This window comes from Rhodococcus sp. EPR-147, from assembly GCF_001647185.1.
GTDB lineage: Bacteria > Actinomycetota > Actinomycetes > Mycobacteriales > Mycobacteriaceae > Rhodococcoides.
Genome location: NZ_LVCU01000306.1, coordinates 1 through 4,482 on the forward strand (window position 1 = coordinate 1; position 4,482 = coordinate 4,482).

A 4,482-nucleotide genomic window follows, 5' to 3' on the forward strand; every position below is an offset into this window, starting at 1 on the left:
GGGACAGCGATAGATTCGCGTGCGTGCAGGTTCGGATCGTGGCCGGGGAAAATCAGTTCTGGATTGTCAGCTAGGGCGCGCATGAGCTCGTATCCCGCAAGCATCTCCTCCGTCGAGTGGACGAATCGGAACGGTTGTCGTTTCTGAAAGTTCTCGTAGAAGTGCGACGCATCTGTAGCCAGAACCGCAGTCCCCTCATTGGTTTCCACGCTGACGATCTGAGTTCCTGGCGTATGGCCGCCCGCGAGGTGGCATTCAACTCCAGGGGACACGGTGCCGCTTCCGTCGAACCACTCGATACGGCCGGCTAGGTCGAGTTCGTTGAGCACCTCGAGATCCGCGGCTTCGACCAGCTTCTTGTCGTCGGCTGGCAAATTGTCGCCGTACCAGAAGTCGTTCTCTCGTTGCTGGGCATAGAACGTTGCGGAAGGGAAGTCGGCGAGGCAGCCGACGTGGTCGTAGTGGAAGTGGCTCAGGACGACCTTCTCGACTGCGTGCGAGTCGACGCCTGCTGCTGCCAGAAGACTACGAGGTGTCGCCAGGTACTCCCGGTCTCGTGGTGCTGCCAGATCGGGAGCGAATCCGGTGTCGATGACGACGGTCTCGGTGTCGGACTGCAGGAGCCAGATGTAGTAGTCGAGATCCATCGGGTCGCTGGGCCGTGGATCTGGATGCAGGAAGTTTCGGCCTCGTGTCGAGTACGCACGTGCGTACCGGAGCGCTCGAACAGTGTAGGTGGACATGTGCGCCTATCCCTTCGCTGATAAGTAAATGCGTGACTCTGGGGCGGTACTCGATGCTGTTGGTCATCCTCGTTGCCGGATCAGACGAAAAGGCGTTACGGCGTCGGACAGGACGGGGACCTGCTCATGATCAGCGGCCACGCCCCTATCACCGGTTTATTGATACCACCGACACCCGGCGACACTCACTCACCGGATCATTGCTGACAGGGCAAGAGTCATACTGTGAGGGGCGACCGCAGCTCTCGTTTCATGGACCGCCCGAAGATTGCGGGGCTGCACTTTTCGGATTTTACCGCGGGAGAACGACGAACGACTGACGGCGTTCACCGTCGGGCCGAGTGTCGGCAGAGCGGCCGGTTCAAAGTGCCCATCGAGGTTGGGAATACGACCAGTCTTGATATGCAGGGTTACCGGTAGTAGTTGATTCGCCCTGTGTAGCAGCCCCTCTAGGGGCTCTGGACCGTTGGTGCGCCCAACTGGCTCTCACTTGCGATGTGGCTTTTCGATATGGGTGTCGATCAAGAATCCCGCTACCGCAAACCCAGTATTAACCGCCAACTTGGTGGCAGGTCCCCGATAGTCGGACCACCGCGTTCTAGAGTCACGGTTTGATTGATTTCAGTCGATCTCGCAGCCCACGGGTTGGTGCGTGTGGGTGCATCGGGCAGCATACTCAGCGGGCGTCAGGTAGCCCAGAGACGAGTGCCGGTGTCGATGGTTGTGGTCGTCTTTGAAGTCCTCGATCACCACCCTCGCTTCGAGCAAGCTAGTCCAGTGATTTCGGTTCAGGCACTCCTTCCGCAGCCGATTGTTGAACGATTCGATGTGTCCGTTGTTCCACGGCGTCCCCGGCGGGATGTAGGAGATACCGACACGGTCTCGGCAGAACTGTTGCAGCACATGGGAAATGAACTCCGGACCGTTATCCATCCGCAGCACCAACGGCGGCCCGCCCCACAGCGCGAACGTCTTGTCGAGCTCGTCGGTCAGCCGCTGTGCGGTGATCGAACGCTCCACGATATTCAACAGGGACTGCCGGGTGTGTTCGTCGATCATCGACGCGATTTTGATCGCCTTCCCGTCGACGGTCGAATCGAACTGAAAATCCATAGCCCACACCACTTTCGGCGCATCGGCTTCGATTTGCGGGCACGAGCTGATACCGGCGCGTTTGCGTGGATGGTAGATCCGAACCTGCAGACCCTCCTCCTTCCAGAGCCGGTGCACCTTCTTCTTGTTCACCGCCACGCCCTGGTCGTGCCTCAGATGCGCCCAGGCGCGACGGAAGCCGTGCAGCGGATGCGAGCCTGCGTATGTCCGCAACGACGCCCTCAGAGCCGCGTCGGGATCCGCGGGCGTCTCGGCGATCGGTGTTCGTGCATAGGTGGAGCGGGCAAGCCCAACTGCTCTGCACGCCAGACGTTTCGACACACTCATCGTGTCCACGAGCATGTCGACGGCGCGGCGCTTGGCGGCTGGGCTCAGAATTTTCCCTTCGCTACCTCCCGCAGTGCATCCTTCTCCAGCTCGGCCTCGGCGAGCAGGCGCTTGAGCTTGCCGTTCTGCTCGCGCAACTCTTTGAGTTCCTTCGCGGCATCGGTGTCCATCCCGCCGTACTGACGACGCCAGTTGTACAACGTCGCCGCCGACACCTCGAGCTCCGCCGCGATCTCCTCCTGCGTCTTGCCCGCAGCCGTGAGCTCATCAGCACGGCGCAGCTTGCGCACGATGTCCTCGGCAGAGTTCCGCTTCCGTCCAGCCATGTTCTCCATCGTCCTATCCGCCCAGCTCATGGGCAACAAGACTCTAAAACAAGGTGGCCCCGTTCACTGGGGACACGCCATTGGCATGGCGCGGTGCCGGACCGATCGAGCCCTTGCCGCGCCCATGTGCATCACTTAACGCGTTCCGCATTCCCGCCAAACCACTTACAACCGTCGCAGCACCGCTCAAAATCTGCTTAATAATTTTCTCGGTGTGTTGATCCGGAGATATATCCATCGCATTCGCTGCTGCCTTGTACAACTTCGAAAGGTCCCACCCGCTTTCGTAACTGACCGACCGCTCATCACAAATGTGCTTGCACACACTCTCCAGCGTGGTGCGGGTGGCGGTAATTGCGCCGTCAGGATCGACAGTCACTTTCTCCAATGCGGCACCCCACGACTTGGCAACCGCCTGCCAATCAGTCAGCTTCGTCAACCCCTGACCGGCCATCGTCGCCCCGGGTGCCGTATCTGCCAGCAAAAGCGAACGCAGCCTCTCAACCCCAGAATCCGACGGCATGCCGTGGCGACAACCATCCTCGTAGTCGCACAACTCGAGCAGAAATGACCGTTGCCGATCCAGCGGCATAGAACTCAACCCACTTTGGAAAAGCTGCCACCGCGACTGACCACCACCACCCCAACCTTGATACGGCCCAAGCGCATCAGTGTGATCAGCAAAAATTTCGTGCAGCTCGGGACCACTGAAACCCGTTTCACGTGCAAACAAGTCGGTCGCAAGTTTGATCACCTTGTAAGGCAACCCGCCCGTAGCTTCAGATGGCACATCCCAACTCTAATTCGAGGCTCACCGTCATGAGAGTGCAGGGCGAGAGTTGCCGTTGCTTAGGCGCGCCCGCCCGCACGACGGTGCTCCATCGCAACCGGCCTGGTCCGACATTTGCGGTCGAGCCTGACAGGTGATGCGCCCACGCCGGCGGAGTGGCGACCCCGCTCGATCTTTTGCTCGGAGGGGTCCATCGCTCGGTGTCACGGTGCGGGGCGCAATCGACAACTTATCTTGGCTTCAATGAAATCCGAGAAAAAATGAGACTGCGTTAACCACTACGCCACTGATGATCTGCGGCACGTATTGGGACTGGACGCGACCCGTCTGATTGTTCTCTGTCGCGCGATTTGGGGCCACTGAGCCACTGCAGCACTTCGAGTAGCAGGTTTGCTTAGAAGTCGCAGGAGGCCAATACCAGTCCGACTCGGGCGTCGAGGTCGGGGCTGAGGATCTCGCGAGCGCATCTGAAGGCGGAGCTTGCGATCGAGGAGGCCTTACCGACGGGGGCCGACCAGGTGGGGGTCCGGATCTGTGACCGAGTGGGGGTTCTGGTCGTCGACCGGGCGAGGGCGGTAAGGGACGTAGGTGAGGAGGCGACGGGGGCCGACCCTGTGGCGGTCTCTGACCGAGTGGGGGTTCTGGTCGTCGACCGGGCGAGGGCGGTAAGGGACGTAGGTGAGGAGGCGACGGGGGCCGACCCTGTGGCGGTCTCTGACCGAGTGGGGGTTCTGGTCGTCGACCGGGCGAGGGCGGTAAGGGACGTAGGTGAGGAGGCGACGGGGGCCGACCCTGTGGGGGTTCGGGTCGCTGAGCGGGCGGAACACCCGTGGGCAGGGCGAGTTTCAACAAGCTTTCCAGCAAGTTTGGTCCTGGCGGATCATACGGTGACGACATTGCCGACCTCCCTGCTTTTCTTGGACTAGTGAACCACGGCCAGGGACGCCTTGGATAGGTTGCTGCGACAGGTCGGTTCTCGGAGTCAACGTGTTAGAACTCATTCCGTCAGGAGCCCAGCGCCGAACGGTACCCAGTGTGAAGCGCTGTGCCGATTTGGCTCAGACTTGGGAGACACCATGAGCTGAGCCAACATCGATAGCGACACTGTCAGTGGTTGGTCTTACAGTGTCGCGTGTGAGCGACTACGAGTTCGTCGGAGTGGCTGTTGTGCCTGGACGTGTGC

At 60.5% G+C, this 4,482-nt stretch carries 3 protein-coding genes; all 3 read right to left on the reverse strand.

The window, feature by feature from the left end; all coding sequences use genetic code 11:
- The coding region (locus A2J02_RS14560; protein ID WP_068050828.1) for an N-acyl homoserine lactonase family protein at positions 1 to 743 on the reverse strand (743 nt) is incomplete at its 3' end.
- Positions 744 to 1,364: 621 nt separating this feature from the next.
- Positions 1,365 to 2,509, reverse strand: a protein-coding gene (locus A2J02_RS14565; protein ID WP_374640496.1) for an IS3 family transposase whose coding sequence is annotated in 2 segments (ribosomal slippage) — positions 1,365 to 2,242 and positions 2,242 to 2,509 — 1,146 coding nt in all. Because the reading frame shifts where the segments join, the coding sequence is not laid out codon by codon here.
- 43 nt (positions 2,510 to 2,552) lie between these two features.
- Entirely contained in the window at positions 2,553 to 3,299 is a 747-nt protein-coding gene (locus tag A2J02_RS14575; RefSeq protein WP_068050831.1) for an abortive infection family protein, read from the reverse strand.
- Positions 3,300 to 4,482: the final 1,183 nt, after the last annotated feature.